Below are 13,552 nucleotides of genomic sequence, written 5' to 3'. Positions count from 1 at the left end.
AAGCCGTGGCAAGTGACATTCTGATTGTTGATGATGAAGCAGATATTCGTGAGCTGATCGCCGGTATTTTGGAGGATGACGGCTACAATACGCGGACCGCTGGTGATAGCGATGCAGCGCTGGCTGCTATTGCGGACCGCAGGCCGTCTCTGATCATCCTCGATATCTGGCTGATGGGCAGCAAGCTTGACGGGCTGGAAGTTCTTGAAGTGATCAAGAAAGAAAATCCAGACCTGCCAGTCGTGATTATTTCCGGTCACGGCAACGTGGAAACAGCTGTTTCTGCGATCAAGAAAGGTGCTTACGATTACATTGAGAAGCCGTTCAAGGCGGACAAGCTGGTTCTGATCACCGAGCGTGCTCTGGAAGCTTCTTCCATGAAGCGCGAGATCAAGGAACTGAAACAGCGTGCTGGTGACGTTTCCAACTTGGTGGGCAGTTCCTCGTCCATCAATAACCTGCGTTTGACCATTGAGCGTATTTGCCTGACCAACAGCCGTGTGATGATCACGGGGCCGTCCGGTTCAGGTAAGGAGACCGTTGCGCGCACGATCCATGAGGCATCGCCGCGGTCCAAGTCTCCGTTTGTTGTGCTTTCTGCTGCGAACATTACGCCGGAGCGTATGGAAGAAGAACTCTTCGGTATTGAAGAGACAGAAACCACACCGCGTAAGGTTGGCGCTTTGGAAGAAGCGCATGGTGGCACGATCTATTTGGATGAGATTGCGGACATGCCGCTGGAAACGCAGAACAAGATCCTGCGTGTTCTGGTGGACCAGACCTTTACCCGTCTGGGTGGCCACAACAAGGTGAAGGTGGATGTGCGCCTTCTGTCTTCCAGTGCCTACAATCTGGAAAACCGCATTGCAGAAGGTCTGTTCCGTGAGGATCTGTATCACCGTCTGGCCGTTGTGCCGTTGCGGGTGCCGGCTCTTGAAGAGCGGCGTGAGGATATTCCTCAGCTGATCCACTTCTTCATGAAGCAGATTTCCAACTCCACCGGCCTGCCAATGCGCCGGATTGGTGAAGATGCTATGGCTGTGCTGCAGACCCATGACTGGCCGGGCAACCTGCGCCAGCTGCGCAACAATGTTGAGCGTTTGATGATCCTGACCCGGGCGGATCCGGATGCTGTGATTACGGCTGATCTTCTGCCTGCGGAAGTGGCTTCTACCGTGCCAAGTATGCCGGGTTCTTCCGGTGGTGAAGAGCTGATGTCCTTGCCGCTTCGTGAAGCACGTGAGCAGTTTGAACGTGAATATCTGCAAGCACAGGTTAAGCGTTTTGGCGGTAATATCTCGCGTACCTCCGAATATATTGGTATGGAACGGTCAGCATTGCACCGAAAGCTCAAGTCTCTTGGTCTCACCTGATCGGTGACCGTTAAGAGGCAGAGCAAAGGACTGGAATTATGAAGGTTGTTATTTGTGGCGCCGGACAGGTTGGGTACGGCATTGCCGAAAAGCTTGCTGCGGAACAGAACGATGTTTCTGTGATTGATACCAGTCCGCAGCTGGTTCATGCCATTCGAGACACGCTGGATGTGCGCGGCTTTATTGGCCATGGTGCGCATCCGGATGTGCTGGCACAGGCAGGTGCTGACCAGGCTGACATGATCATTGCCGTGACCTTGTATGACGAGATCAACATGGTCGCGTGTCAGGTGGCGCACTCGCTGTTTAACGTGCCGATCAAGGTTTCGCGTGTTCGTGCGCAAAGCTATTTGCAATCTCATTATCGCAACCTGTTTTCGCGCGATAACATGCCGATTGACGTGATTATTTCGCCTGAAATTGAGGTGGGTGAGATGATCCTGCGGCGCTTGTCGCTGCCGGGTGCTATGGAAACTGTGCGCTTTGCCGACGACAACATGATTATTGTTGGCATTGATTGTGGTGGTGACTGTCCGGTTCTGGATACGCCACTGCGTCAGCTGACTGAGCTGTTCCCGGATCTGTCTGCTGTGGTGGTTGGCATTGCCCGTGATGGCAAGGTCTTCGTTCCGCACAGCTCTGATATGATGCGCGAAGGTGATCTGGTTTATGTGTGCTGTGAGCGCGGGCAGGTGCGCCGTACGCTGAGCATCTTTGGTCATGAAGAGCCAGAGGCAAAGCGCGTTCTTATCGCTGGTGGCGGTAATATTGGTGCTTACGTTGCGCGACGTCTTGAGGGTAAGCAGAGCAGAACCAAAGTAAAGATTATCGAGCATTCCCGCGACCGGGCTATTCGTATTGCTGATGAGCTGCGCAGAACTGTGGTTTTGCATGGCAGTGCTTTGGATCAGGTCATGTTGCAGGAAGCGGACGTTGAAGACTCCGATATGATGGTGGCGCTGACCAACGAGGATGAGGTGAACATCCTGTCCTGTGTGATGGCCAAAAAGATGGGCTGCGAGCGTAACCTGTCGCTGCTCAACAACACCAGTTACCCAGCCTTTGCGCACGCTTTGGGCATTGATGCCTTTGTGAACCCGCGTCAGGTGACGATCTCCAAGATCCTCCAGCATGTGCGTCGTGGCCGTATCCGTGCGGTGCATGCCTTGCAGAATGGTGCTGCTGAGGTGATTGAAGCGGAAGCGCTGGATACGTCGCCGCTTGTTGGGCGTCCTTTGCGAGAGGTTGAGCTGGCAGAAGGGATCCGTATCGGCGGTATTTTGCGTGATGGAAAAGTGATCACACCTTGCGGTGATGAGCGCATTCAGGCGCATGACCGTGTGGTCATCTTCGCTGTTGCGGACAAGGTTCGTCAGGTGGAGCAGATGTTCCGCGTATCTCTGGAGTTCTTCTAGGGCGAATTACTGAAATAATTTTGGTTCTTGAGGTCTGAACCATCATAGCCGAAATGATTTGGAGCCTGATGCGGGATCGTGTCAGGCTTTTCTTTTATTTTGCGCCAGGTGTGCCGTACGGCACAGCGCTAAAACCTGAGATGGTGGGTGTAAATGATGATAAACCCCTGAGTGGTGGACGTCGCGATGATCTGTCTTCGTGTTGCTCAGGTTTTCTCAGTGATCCAAACCGGAAATATCCAGTTTTATGGTGCGGTAGGCACTTGATAGTATTCAGTAAATGCCCTTAGATGTAATTTGTTGAATATTTCGGGGAATGGAGAGGCTGATGAGCCGTGTTGCCTACGTAAATGGACAATATGTGCCGCATTCACATGCAGCCGTGCACGTTGAGGATCGGGGCTACCAGTTCTCTGACGGTGTTTATGAGGTCTGCGAGGTCTGGCGGGGGCAGATCGTTGATATGACTGCGCATCTTGACCGACTGGACCGGTCCTTGAGCGAACTTCAGATCGCTTCACCCATGTCCCGCGCCGCTCTGGTGCAGGTGATGAAGGAAGTGATCTCCCTGAACCGCGTCAAAAATGGCCTGATCTACATGCAGGTCTCGCGCGGTGTGGCGCCACGTGATCACTATTTTCCACCAGCGGGAACATTGCCTTCTGTGGTTATGACCGCAAAGTCCGTGCCAGCGGGCAAAATGGACAAGGTTGCGGAGCAGGGTGTTGGCGTTATTACGGTTGAAGAGAATCGTTGGGACCGCGTTGATATCAAGACTGTTGGTCTTTTGCCTAATGTTCTTGCTAAACAAAAGGCTAAGGAGGCCGGGGCTCGCGAAGCATGGTTTGTGGATAAAAATGGCCTTATAACTGAAGGCGGTTCAACCAATGCTTGGATAATTCTAAAGAACGGCACTTTGGTTACGCGACCTGCTACTCACGGAATTCTAAAAGGAATTACCAGAGCGGGCGTTCTAAAATTGGCGGAAATGAAAGGATTTTCCGTAGAAGAACGCGGTTTCTCTCTGGAAGAGGCAAAAAGTGCGCAAGAGGCATTTTTAACAAGCGCTTCCGGGCTTGTCATGCCTGTCGTGAAAATAAACGAAACAATTCTTGGTGATGGGCGACCCGGTCCAATCGTTCAAGACTTAAGAAAATCATTCCATGAAGCGTCAGAGTTGATTAAACTGGAGGTTGCCGGGGGTTAAGTGCCTCCGGTGTTTGCTGAAGGGAACTTACGAAGGACGGCGCACCTTAGTGTTGGGGCATCTCTCTTGTGTTTGTGAGTGTCACTTGGCCGTTTCGAGGATGGGAACAGTAAATGGTGGATGCCGCGGCCGTGTCCACTGAGAACAGGAAAAAAATAGTTATGGCTGACCGCGCTCAAAATCTTCAAGATACATTTTTAAATCATGTCAGGAAGCAGAAGACGCCACTGACAATCTTTTTGATCAATGGTGTAAAACTGCAAGGTGTAGTTACTTGGTTTGATAATTTCTGCGTATTATTGCGTCGTGACGGGCACTCCCAGCTCGTTTACAAGCACGCTATCTCAACAATCATGCCAAATAGCCCTATACAGCTGTTTGAACCAGCTGAAGAAGAAGGCGAAAAAGCAGGAGGCTGATGAAGCCCCAATCTAAGAAAGAGGCCGGTCTGAACCGCAAGCAACGCGATGCGAATGTTGAGGCCGGCGAAGACGAGGTGACCCGGGGAACCCGGTCACTCGTCATCGTACCGATCATTTCAAGCAGAGCTCTGGCAAGAGGTAAAGGTGCTCCTGAGCGCCCCTTTGGTGCTGAGCGTAGCCCTCAAGCCAGACTGGAAGAAGCTGTCGGACTTGCAGCTGCAATCGAGTTGGAGATTGTCTCCTCAAGTCTGGTGAGATTGGCAAATGTAAAGCCGGGTAGTCTGTTCGGTTCTGGTAAGGTGGAGGAAATCCGCGGCCAGATTGAAATCGAAGAGATTGAGCTGGTTGTTGTCGATCATCCACTTACTCCTATCCAGCAGCGAAATCTGGAACGAGACTGGAACACCAAGGTCATCGACCGGACCGGTCTTATTCTTGAGATCTTCGGTGAGCGTGCGCAGACCAAGGAAGGGCGCCTGCAGGTGGAGCTTGCTCACCTGACCTGGCAGAAATCCCGCCTGGTTCGCTCGTGGACGCACCTTGAGCGTCAACGCGGTGGTCTGGGCTTCGTTGGTGGTCCGGGTGAAACGCAGATCGAGGCTGACCGGCGTATCATTCAGGATCGTATCACCTTGCTGAAGGGGCAGCTGGAACAGGTTCAGCGGACCCGTAAGCTGCACCGCAAACAGCGTAAGAAAGTACCGCATCCGGTTATTGCCTTTGTGGGCTACACCAACGCGGGCAAATCCACGCTGTTTAACCGCATGACCAATGCGGAGGTGTTTGCCAAGGACTTGCTGTTCGCGACGCTGGATCCAACGCTTCGCCGATTGAAGCTGCCGCATGGCCGTGAGGTGATCCTGTCTGACACTGTGGGATTCATTTCTGAGCTGCCGCATAATCTGGTGGCTGCGTTCCGCGCGACGCTGGAAGAGGTTATTCAGGCCGATATTGTGCTGCATGTGCGCGATATTGCTCATGAAGACACCAAGGCGCAGTCTCTGGACGTGAACGAAACTCTTGAGATGCTTGGTCTTAAAGTGTCTGAGAGTGATCGTGTCATCGAGGTCTATAACAAGATCGACAAGCTGGATGAGGCGCACCGCGAAAAGCTGCTGGAAAGCAACAGTGTTGATGAGGGGCCGATTTCGGTATCTGCGATCAGCGGTGATGGCATTCCTGATTTGCTGGCTCGCATCGAGCGCGTTTGGCCGAGCAGCTGGACACGGTGACCATGGTTCTGCCGCACAGCGACGGGCAGGGGCATGCATGGCTTTATCAGCACTGCGAGATCCTCTCACGTGATGATGTGGAAGACGGTATTCGCCTTGCTGTGCGCGTTCCTGATGCGCATCGCTCTCGTGTGCGCGAGCGCTTTGCCAAGTACTTCGTGACTGGTCTTGAGCTGCCTGATGAGCCTGTGTCGGAGGAAGATGATGATGCGGATGATAGCGGTTACTCGCCAATCTGATCTGGTCTGACCGATTGATACTACCCAAAAGCCCCCGCTCTGGTGAGTGGGGCTTTTTGCTGGGCTGATCGTACAAATTCATGTGAAAATATTACGCACTGTCAGTTGTTAATGGTGCTTTGTTTCAATAAGTTTTCAAAAAATATAATTTTAGTAAAAAATGATATGATTATTGGGACTGATTATGTTTCGAAATATAATTGTCAGTGGCGGCGTGCTTTTTCTTATTGCCGGATGTCAGGGGACTGGTGACCCGGGGGCTTCTCCTTCCGGTACTATGGCGCAGCTGCTTCTACATACGGAACTGTGAATGATGTTGCTGCTTTGATGGCTGGGGCATTAGCTGTTGCGGAGGCTATTGAGCATAGTGAGGCGGAGCGCAAAAGAGTCGCTTCCAGCTCCTCTTCTGGTTCTGAGCCGCTGATCCTGCCATCGGTGTTGCCGCCGGATACCTCTAAACCGGCACCTGCTAAGGCGTCGCGCAAGTCGGGTTCTGTTGTTTCCTACAATAAGTCCGGCGTCTCCCATACTTATCGAAAGCGTGGAGATAATTGCGTACATACAGAAGCCTCCAGTCAGTCAGAGATTGCGAAAACCATGCGTGGTCTGATTGTGACTGAAGAAAGCTCGGAGAAGACGTCCACGCGCGTTTGCGATTGATCTTCCGTGACTTCATGAGGGTGCGGCGCTAGACTGAGTGGGTGATGACCTGCGCCGCTAATTTGCCCCCAAAACTTACACCTCAACTGATCGCTGAGATTAATCGGTATCTGCTTGTCAGGACCGAGATCCGCAAGGCTGATCTGTGTTTGCTATTCGGCTCACATAAGAGTGCGGAGGCACGGGTCCAGGTGGCTGTGCAGCTGTGGCGTGACGGGCTGGTTGAGCGAGTTCTGGTCAGTGGAGGAGAGTGTACGGAGACCGGTCAGTGTGAGGCTCGCGAAATGGGTGAAGCTTTGGTTGCGCTAGGTGTTCCCAAATCTCACATTATTCTGGAAGCGCGGGCAACCAACACGGGCGAGAATGTGGTGTTCTCTGTTGAGCTCCTGAAAGAGCTTGGCATTTATGACGCCATTCAGTCGGTAATTGCTGTTGGCAGCGTAAGTGCCTCCCGTCGCTATCTCATGACGTTGGAGCGCTACTGGCCTGAGGTCATCAAGATGCTTGCGTCCGCCAATAAATACCCGGTCTCAGTCGCAGATTGGCCTTTGCACCCAGGGTTTGCGTGTGAAGTGTTGGATGAGTGGGGCAAGATACAGCCCTATCTAAAGATAGGGTATGTGCGTGAGCTCAATCCGGAGACTTGCCCGATAATTGACTGAGTGGCGCTTTATTGAAAATCTCGGGTTATCTGTGGTATTCTCAGATCAGAGAAGGAAGGTAAGACGCTTTTCTTGATCCGGTAGGGAAGGGCTTTCGCCCTTACCCCGTTAGCTTAGGCTTTGAAAATCAGGGTGAATTCGATTGTCACACCGAGGAACCTGACTTTAAAACCCGCCTTCCGGATTTTCATATGCGTCTCACCTTCCTTTCTTTTTTGCCGAAGGTGAAGTCCTTCTGACCTGCTAACTATATCGTGCCGGTCAGTTTCATACAGCTAGAAATAGTAGTGGGTGTTTGAAGCCCGTGAGGTGCTGTGTTGGCTCCGTTCACCTGGTCGGATCAAACTTCTTCGCTGCTTGCCAGTGGTTTTCCATTTCATCAAGGGACAGGTCTGCCAGGGGGCGGTTTTCGGCTTGGGCGGCGTCTTCGATGTGGGCGAAGCGGCGGCGGAACTTGGCGTTGGTGCGTTTGAGGGCGGCTTCTGGCTGGATCTCCAGATGACGGGCAAGGTTGGCGATTGCGAAGAGAACATCGCCGAGTTCATCTTCTATCTTAGCACGGTCCGGTGCGTCGGCCTTTACCTCGTCAGTAAGTTCTTCCACTTCCTCTTTGATCTTGTTCAGAACAGGCTCGGCTGCTCCCCAGTCAAAGCCGACTTTTGAGGCGCGGTGTTGGAGTTTCTCAGCTTCAGTCAGAGCCGGGAATGCGGAAGGAACTTCGTCCAAAAAGCGGGGTAGCTTTTCCATCAAGCCCATTTGGGCACGCTGCTGTTTGCGTTCCTGCTTTTCTTCTTCCTTGATGCGGTCCCAGGTGCCTTTTGGAAAGCCAGCAGCTTTTTGGTCCTCATCGCCAAACACATGTGGGTGGCGGCGGATCATCTTTTTGGTAATGGCTTCCACCACATCGCCAAAGGCAAAGGCAGCTTCTTCCTCGGCCATGCGAGAGTGGTAGACAACTTGCAGAAGGAGGTCTCCCAGCTCTTCCTTCAGGTCGTGCAGGTCTTCGCGCTCGATGGCATCAGCGACTTCGTAGGCCTCTTCGATTGTGTAAGGCGAAATGGTTTTGAAGTTCTGCTCCAGGTCCCATGGGCAGCCGGTCTCTGGTGTCCGCAGGGCCTTCATGATCTCGATGAGGCGGGCGATGTCTTGGGAAGGAAGCATGTGTGTCCTGATGAGTAATGCCTGAATTTGGCGGCACATTATCAGGGCGGTGGGGCGATGGCGAGGGATTTTGCGTGACTGTTCTCACCTGTATTTGTTCGGGTTGAGGTGCTGGTTAAAGTTAATAATTCTTAACTTTAATAAATGTATGTAACATATTGATTTTTAAAATTTTAGTGTTGAGGGGTTGCGTTGCGTTTGGGGGCTTTGTTGTTTTACTGTGCTTCAGGAATCTACGATGGATGGTGGGTTTATTCTATATTTGGGTGGGTGATCTGAGATGATTGCGAAGGTTTCAGCCGTGTTGTTTTCCTGCATTGCGGTTTATTTGGTGTTCTTTCATATGGCTCTGGTTTTGGGGATGCCCTGGGGTGCTTTGACGATGGGAGGTTTCGTTGAAGGCAGCCTTCCGTTGCCTATGAGGCATTGTCTCTGCTTCAGGCCTTTATTGCTGTCTTCATGGCTTGTTCTGTCTTGAAGCGCGGTGAAGTGGTTGCGTTCAAGTGGCCGACGTGGAGTTATTGGCTTGTGATAGCTATTTGCACGCTTAGCGTGGTTGGGAATGCTGCCACATCTTCAGAAGCGGAGCGTCAACTTGGGTTGCCGGTGACGATTGCGCTTCTGGTGACGGCTTTGTTGGCGGGAAGCTCTAAGGTGCTGCGCAGGCCTGCTTAAGGCAGAAGCTCACTCGGTGTGTAGTTAAGAGTGAAGTGCATCATGCAATGATTTATGTCTCCTGTTTAGTGATTTGTTTTTGCAATAAAAAAGGGCGCTGAGGGCGCCCTTTCTATTTCGTGTTCTGGACTGCTAGTCCAGGCTTTTGAGCACGTCCCGCAAGGTGCCGACCAGTGTGTCGATCTCGCTTTCGGAGATGATGAGCGGTGGTGACATTGCGATGGTATCGCCGGTAGTGCGGATGAGAATGTTCTTCTCGTAGGCCTTGAGGAAGGCGGTGAACGCACGCTTGGTTGGCTCGCCTGCAATCGGTTCCAGCTCGACTGCGCCAATGAGGCCGATGTTGCGGATGTCGATCACGTGTGGGCAATCGCGCAGGGAGTGAAGTGCCTCCTGCCAGTACTCTGCCATCTTGGCACCACGTGTCAGCAGTTCCTCTTCAGCATAAACGTCCAGCGTTGCCAGTGCTGCTGCACACGCGAGTGGATGTGCTGAGTAGGTGTAACCGTGGAACAGCTCGATGAGATGATCTGGGCCGGTCATGAACGCGTCATAGACTTTGGAGCTTGCAAATACTGCACCCATTGGCACAACGCCGCTGGTGAGGCCCTTCGCGGTGGTGACGAGGTCTGGAATGACATCGAAGTAGTCTACGCCGAACGGGGTGCCGAGGCGACCAAAGCCGGTGATGACTTCGTCGAAGATCAGCAGGATGCCATGTTCGTCACAGATCTCGCGCAAGCGCTTCAGGTAGCCTTCTGGCGGCAGGATCACGCCTGCAGAGCCAGCAACCGGTTCCACGATCACCGCTGCAATGGTGGATGGGTCGTGAAGCTGGATGAGGCGCATGAGGTCTTCAGCGTACTCAATGCCGTTTTTCGGAACGCCTTTGCTGAACTCATTGCCTGCGATGCCGTGGGTGTGGCGCATGTGGTCCACGCCAGCCAGCATTGCGCCGAACTGTTTGCGGTTGGCAACCATGCCGCCCACGGAGATGCCGCCAAAGTTCACGCCGTGATAGCCACGCTCGCGACCGATCAGACGGGTGCGGGAGCCTTCGCCTCTGGCTTTGTGGTAAGCAAGCGCCATCTTGAGGGCTGTCTCAACGCTCTCGGAGCCGGAGTTGGTGTAGAACACGTGGTTCAGCGGGTCTGGCATCAGCGCTGCGAGACGGGCTGCGAGCTCGAACGACTTTGGATGTGCCATCTGGAAGGCTGGTGCGTAGTCCAGCTCAGCAACCTGCTGCTGTACGGCTTCAACGATCTTCTGGCGACCATGGCCAGCGTTACAGCACCACAGGCCTGCTGTGCCGTCCAGGATCTGGCGGCCATCGGCGGAGGTGTAGTGCATGTCCTTTGCCTTCACGAGAAGGCGTGGGTCTTTCTTGAACTGCCGGTTTGCCGTGAAAGGCATCCAGTAGGCATCAAGGTTGTTCGTGGTCAGGCCGGTGATCTGTTCGATCTCGCCCCGCGCCAATGTGTTAGCCTCTGTCATTTCCCCTCCGATAACGCTTGAGACGAATATTGCTTGGTCGGCTGAGTGCCGTAATTATTTTACCCTCTGGTAGGATATGGGATCGAGACTAGGTAGAAGACCTGACTAAATCAAGCGATATCAAACATATACGTGCATTATACGTTCGCCTATACCTGCGGTGGCGTGCGGTTTTGTTGGCTAAAACTTTGCAAAACTGAGGGGCTAGTATTATAGCGTGCTGTGTTGCTTTAAAGGTTGTTTTTTGACCAAAGAGTAAAATTTCCTATTTCAATCAATGCTATGCATGAGTGGTGCTACGGGCGGGCAAGATGAGTGAGCGCAAAAAAAATAAAGGTGAACGAGCGCTTCTCGATCGAGGAGCGCGACATCAAAGAAGATTTCATCCGGGCGTCGGGGCCGGGCGGTCAAAACGTGAATAAAGTGTCTTCTGCCGTGCAATTGCGATTCAATCTGGATGGAAATGCGACTCTTCCGGATGATCTGAAGAGTCGTTTGCGCAAGATTGCGGGCTCACGTTTGACGCTGAAGGGAGAGATTGTTCTGACAGCTGATCGCTTCCGTACGCAGGAGCGCAACCGGAGGATGCTCTGGAGCGTTTGCTGGAGCTTATTCGCAAAGCGGCCTATGTGCCGAAGACGCGCAAAGCCACGCGGCCAACACTTGCTTCCAAACGCCGTCGGGTGGAAGGCAAGAAACAGCGTGGCAACATCAAGAAACTGCGCAGCTCCAAAAATTATGATTGAGGTGAATGGCAATCATGTAGTGCAGATCTGCATAGATTACCTACCAAAAATACAAAGAGATATTTATCGTGTATCGTAAGTCTTCAGCATGCTTTTTGATCTAGAAACTTTATGAAAATCAAAATGTTTGCTTAAGGCAGAGGCCCATCGCGATGATGAATATCAATTTCAATTCAGACGATGAAGACAATCCCATTCATGCCGCGCTCAAGAAATTCCTGATTGACAGTCAGATACAAGACCTCAAAGAGGCCGGTAAGTTCGAAGAAGCTGAGCAGCTTGCCCTAAAACATGCAGATCTAGACTTAAATGCTATTGAGCAAGAGCAGCTCGCGTCTGGTTCAAATGATGAGAATTTCACGCCGGACACCGTGCCTGAGCAGTGTGTGAGCACGACTTTCGATAAGTATGCAGACAATTTTGATCAGCACCTGACTAAGAAGCTTCATTATGCAGTGCCGGAGATTATCCAGGACAAGATTAGCAAGTTTACAGAGGACCAGTTTAAGCGGCTTCTGGATTTGGGGTGTGGTACTGGCCTGTGTGCTGAAGCTATTGGTGATCGCGCATTACACAAGACTGGTGTCGATCTTTCTGAAGGTATGCTCATTCAGGCTGATGAGAAGCAGCTTTATGATGACCTCTATTTGAAAGATGTCACGGAGTTCTTAGGGAATGACTGGGAGCCACGTTGGGATCTAGTCATCGCTGGCGACACTTTTCCGTATCTTGGTGCTCTGGAGGATGCGGTTGCCGGCCTTGCGAAAAATATAGAACCGAACGGCAAAGTCATTTTCACAACCGAGACAGCGTCAGATGAGGCTTTTACGGAAAAACCTTATGTAATGGGCAGCCGGGGACGGTTTGCTCATTCTGCCCACTATCTGCGTGAATTGCTGGAGGCCAGTGGCTTTACGCTGGTTGAAATTGAAAAAGTTACGCCGCGCTTTGAGAATGGAGAGCCGGTTCAGGGACTTGTTGTCGTTGCTGAGTACAAAGGTGCATGAGCTTAAGCCTCTTGTTTTCTTAAGAGGCTCAACTGCTCTGCTGTTGTGGCGAAGTATCAGATAGTCCGGCTGATTAGTCTTCTTCTTCCAGAATGCGCAGGGCCGCGTCCATGGCGAGTGTGTAGCCGTGGGCGCCAAGGCCGCAGATCATGCCTTTTGCGACCTTGGAGATGTAAGAGGTGTGGCGGAACTCTTCCCGTTGATGGATATTTGAGAGGTGGAGTTCGATGACCGGGCGCTCAACGCTGGCGATCGCGTCCATGATGGCGATGGAGGTGTGTGTGTAGGCACCTGCATTGAGGACGATTGCAGTGCGGGACTGGCGGGTTTCGTGGATCCAGTCGATCAGCTCACCTTCATGGTTGGATTGCTTGCACTCAACCTCCACACCCAGCTGCTTTGCGTGGGCGCGGCACTGATCCTCGATCTCAGCCAAAGTGGTGGAGCCGTAAACTTCCGGCTGGCGCATTCCAAGCAGGTTGAGGTTCGGTCCATTGAGGATGAGGATCTTCTTCATAAAAGCTCTCTGAAGTTGTACGGTGATCGTGTCTCACCTTAATGGCTTGAAAGCAGCTGAGACGCAAGGTCTTTGCTGTCGAGGCCGAGCGTAGACTCCAGTTCTTCCTTAAGGATCTGCACGGCCATGTCTGGTGTCAGCTCTGTTTCCGGCAGGTTGGACACATCATAGAGATTGAACGCAAGGGACATGAGTTTCCACGCGGCGAGCTCAACGGGCAGGGTGAGGGTGTATTCACCAGTCTTTACGCCTTCACGCAGATTGCTGCAGAGCCATTGGTGGCTTTTGTTGGTTTCTTCTGCATAGACGCGTGCGAGCTCAGGATCTCTGGTGGCTTCATCTGCCGCGCTGATCCAAATGGTGGTTTCGGCTTTTTCTTCCGATGTAGCGTTAAAGCTGATGAGGCGGAGCAGGGCCTGCGTTGGCGTCAGGTCTTTCGCGATTGAGATGCAACTGTCGCCATTCTTTTGTGAAAGGTAGCGCAAAGCTTCGCATTTCAGATCTGTCAGAGATTTGAAGTGGTGGTGAAGAATGCCGGTTGCTGCGCCGAGCTGTGTGGCTACCGCGCGGGTGGTGATACCGGCGAACCCTTTTTCCTTCACAACCTCCAGCGTTGCCAGAATGATTGCTTTGCGGCGTTCTTCTTTCGCCAGATAGGCCATATAGCGTTCCGTTTCGCGTCTTCAGATCTGTCATTCTTGACATATCATGAATTTGAGCGTATGTCCAAGTTGATCAATTG

12 protein-coding genes and 2 pseudogenes are annotated in these 13,552 nt (G+C 52.4%); 10 read left to right on the top strand and 4 right to left on the bottom strand.

Annotated elements, in window-relative coordinates:
• The first annotated feature begins 5 nt into the window (after positions 1-5).
• The 7 genes and pseudogenes from ntrX to JCM12308_RS22755 all read left to right on the top strand — a co-directional run bounded on the left by ntrX (position 6) and on the right by JCM12308_RS22755 (position 7,210).
• Positions 6-1,373 carry a nitrogen assimilation response regulator NtrX gene (gene ntrX / locus JCM12308_RS22785; protein ID WP_008546581.1) on the top strand — a complete coding sequence of 456 codons (1,368 nt, stop codon included), beginning with the start codon at positions 6-8 and terminating at the stop codon, positions 1,371-1,373.
• 38 nt (positions 1,374-1,411) lie between these two features.
• Positions 1,412-2,788: a Trk system potassium transporter TrkA gene (gene trkA / locus JCM12308_RS22780; protein ID WP_008546938.1), complete on the top strand. Its 1,377-nt coding sequence runs from the start codon at positions 1,412-1,414 to the stop codon at positions 2,786-2,788.
• Between the two features lie 328 nt (positions 2,789-3,116).
• Entirely contained in the window at positions 3,117-3,995 is an 879-nt protein-coding gene (locus tag JCM12308_RS22775) for a D-amino-acid transaminase (protein ID WP_054785177.1), read from the top strand.
• A gap of 161 nt (positions 3,996-4,156) precedes the next feature.
• The gene (hfq, locus tag JCM12308_RS22770) at positions 4,157-4,414 is read left to right on the top strand and encodes an RNA chaperone Hfq (protein WP_008546823.1); all 258 of its coding nucleotides are present in this window, start codon (positions 4,157-4,159) and stop codon (positions 4,412-4,414) included.
• Positions 4,414-5,888 (top strand): annotated as a pseudogene (gene hflX, locus JCM12308_RS22765) (GTPase HflX). The gene hfq and the pseudogene hflX overlap by 1 nt, the downstream one beginning before the upstream one ends.
• Before the next feature lie 306 nt (positions 5,889-6,194).
• Entirely contained in the window at positions 6,195-6,548 is a 354-nt protein-coding gene (locus JCM12308_RS22760) for a hypothetical protein (RefSeq protein WP_208978873.1), read from the top strand.
• A 44-nt stretch (positions 6,549-6,592) separates the two neighbouring features.
• Positions 6,593-7,210 carry a YdcF family protein gene (locus tag JCM12308_RS22755; RefSeq protein WP_054785176.1) on the top strand — a complete coding sequence of 206 codons (618 nt, stop codon included), beginning with the start codon at positions 6,593-6,595 and terminating at the stop codon, positions 7,208-7,210.
• 327 nt (positions 7,211-7,537) lie between these two features.
• On the opposite strand, the gene mazG is transcribed toward JCM12308_RS22755, so the two are convergent.
• A complete protein-coding gene (gene mazG, locus JCM12308_RS22750; protein WP_054785175.1) occupies positions 7,538-8,371 on the bottom strand; it encodes a nucleoside triphosphate pyrophosphohydrolase in 834 nt (277 codons plus the stop codon).
• A 426-nt stretch (positions 8,372-8,797) separates the two neighbouring features.
• On the opposite strand from mazG, the gene JCM12308_RS30855 reads away from it, so the two are divergent.
• Complete coding sequence (locus JCM12308_RS30855; protein ID WP_208978872.1) at positions 8,798-9,046, top strand: hypothetical protein; 249 nt, start codon at positions 8,798-8,800, stop codon at positions 9,044-9,046.
• A gap of 132 nt (positions 9,047-9,178) precedes the next feature.
• On the opposite strand, the gene aptA is transcribed toward JCM12308_RS30855, so the two are convergent.
• The gene (gene aptA / locus JCM12308_RS22740; protein ID WP_054785174.1) at positions 9,179-10,540 is read right to left on the bottom strand and encodes an omega-aminotransferase AptA; all 1,362 of its coding nucleotides are present in this window, start codon (positions 10,538-10,540) and stop codon (positions 9,179-9,181) included.
• Between the two features lie 315 nt (positions 10,541-10,855).
• Here aptA and arfB point away from each other — a divergent pair.
• A pseudogene (arfB, locus tag JCM12308_RS22735) lies at positions 10,856-11,286 on the top strand (alternative ribosome rescue aminoacyl-tRNA hydrolase ArfB).
• A gap of 152 nt (positions 11,287-11,438) precedes the next feature.
• Entirely contained in the window at positions 11,439-12,293 is an 855-nt protein-coding gene (locus JCM12308_RS22730; RefSeq protein WP_054785173.1) for a class I SAM-dependent DNA methyltransferase, read from the top strand.
• 73 nt (positions 12,294-12,366) lie between these two features.
• Here the strand turns inward: JCM12308_RS22730 and aroQ are convergent, their stop codons facing one another.
• Positions 12,367-12,810: a type II 3-dehydroquinate dehydratase gene (aroQ, locus tag JCM12308_RS22725; protein WP_014285805.1), complete on the bottom strand. Its 444-nt coding sequence runs from the start codon at positions 12,808-12,810 to the stop codon at positions 12,367-12,369.
• Between the two features lie 38 nt (positions 12,811-12,848).
• On the bottom strand, positions 12,849-13,472 hold the full coding sequence (locus JCM12308_RS22720) for a TetR family transcriptional regulator C-terminal domain-containing protein (protein WP_054785172.1): 624 nt from the start codon (positions 13,470-13,472) through the stop codon (positions 12,849-12,851).
• Positions 13,473-13,552: the final 80 nt, after the last annotated feature.

The organism is Pseudovibrio denitrificans JCM 12308, assembly GCF_001310815.1.
In the GTDB taxonomy this organism is placed as follows: Bacteria; Pseudomonadota; Alphaproteobacteria; order Rhizobiales; family Stappiaceae; genus Pseudovibrio; species Pseudovibrio denitrificans.
The sequence above is the reverse complement of the archived record's forward strand: the minus strand, read 5'-3'. Positions and strand labels throughout refer to the sequence as shown.

What these genes read in the sequence shown, in the direction of transcription:
- mazG (WP_054785175.1), bottom strand. Translation starts at nt 8,371, where the DNA reads ATGCTTCCTTCCCAAGACATCGCCCGCCTCATCGAGATCATGAAGGCC.
- aptA (WP_054785174.1), bottom strand. Translation starts at nt 10,540, where the DNA reads ATGACAGAGGCTAACACATTGGCGCGGGGCGAGATCGAACAGATCACC.
- JCM12308_RS22775 (WP_054785177.1), top strand. Translation starts at nt 3,117, where the DNA reads ATGAGCCGTGTTGCCTACGTAAATGGACAATATGTGCCGCATTCACAT.
- JCM12308_RS22755 (WP_054785176.1), top strand. Translation starts at nt 6,593, where the DNA reads ATGACCTGCGCCGCTAATTTGCCCCCAAAACTTACACCTCAACTGATC.
- trkA (WP_008546938.1), top strand. Translation starts at nt 1,412, where the DNA reads ATGAAGGTTGTTATTTGTGGCGCCGGACAGGTTGGGTACGGCATTGCC.
- aroQ (WP_014285805.1), bottom strand. Translation starts at nt 12,810, where the DNA reads ATGAAGAAGATCCTCATCCTCAATGGACCGAACCTCAACCTGCTTGGA.
- JCM12308_RS22720 (WP_054785172.1), bottom strand. Translation starts at nt 13,472, where the DNA reads ATGGCCTATCTGGCGAAAGAAGAACGCCGCAAAGCAATCATTCTGGCA.
- JCM12308_RS22730 (WP_054785173.1), top strand. Translation starts at nt 11,439, where the DNA reads ATGATGAATATCAATTTCAATTCAGACGATGAAGACAATCCCATTCAT.
- hfq (WP_008546823.1), top strand. Translation starts at nt 4,157, where the DNA reads ATGGCTGACCGCGCTCAAAATCTTCAAGATACATTTTTAAATCATGTC.